The following is an 814-nucleotide window of genomic DNA, read 5'->3' on the forward strand; positions in this document are numbered from 1 at the left end:
GTGGAGGCGGGCGACGTGGTGACGATCTACCTCCCGATGGTGCCGGAGCTCCCGGCGGCGATGCTGGCGTGCGCCCGCCTCGGCGCGATCCACAACGTCGTCTTCGCAGGGTTCTCCGCGGACGCGCTCGCGACGCGGATGCGGCGGGCCGACTCCGGCTTCCTGCTCACCTGCGACGGCTACTACCGCCGCGGCGACGCGATCGCCCAGAAGAACAAGGCCGACAACGCCCGCCTCGAACTGGACCGCGACGTGGACGTGGTGGTGCTCGACCACCTCGGGCAGGGCGTCCACCTCGGCGAGGGGTACCACGACTACGACGACCTGATCGACGCACACGAGGGAACGGAGGTCGAGCCGGTCGCCCGGGACGCCGCCGACCCGCTGTTCCGGATCTACACCTCCGGCACCACCGGCGAGCCGCGCGGTGTGACCCACACCACCGGCGGCTACCTCGCCCACGTCGCGTGGACCGCCCAGTCGGTGCTCGATATCCGCCCTGAGGACACGTACTGGTGTGCCGCCGACATCGGCTGGATCACGGGCCACTCCTACGTCGTCTACGGCCCGCTCGCGCTGGGGACGACCACCGTCCTCTCGGCGGGCACCGCCGACCACCCCGAACGCGACCGGCTCTGGAAGCTGATCGACCGCCACGCCGTCGACGTGTTCTACACCGCGCCCACGGCGATCCGGGCGTTCATGAAGTGGGGCGCCGAGCATCCCGAACGTCACGACCTCTCCAGCCTCCGCCTTCTCGGGACCGTGGGCGAACCGATCAACCCCCGCGCTTGGAAGTGGTACTACAAGCACA

Annotated in this window: 1 protein-coding gene; it reads left to right on the plus strand. The window is 70.3% G+C overall.

The genetic code is table 11. The annotated features are described in order from the left end of the window. Window positions 1–814 (plus strand): AMP-binding protein (locus ACFR9S_RS10010; protein ID WP_379818538.1); only part of this gene is annotated, 814 nt, incomplete at both ends.

Source organism: Halolamina salina (assembly GCF_042678005.1).
Lineage (GTDB): Archaea > Halobacteriota > Halobacteria > Halobacteriales > Haloferacaceae > Halolamina > Halolamina salina.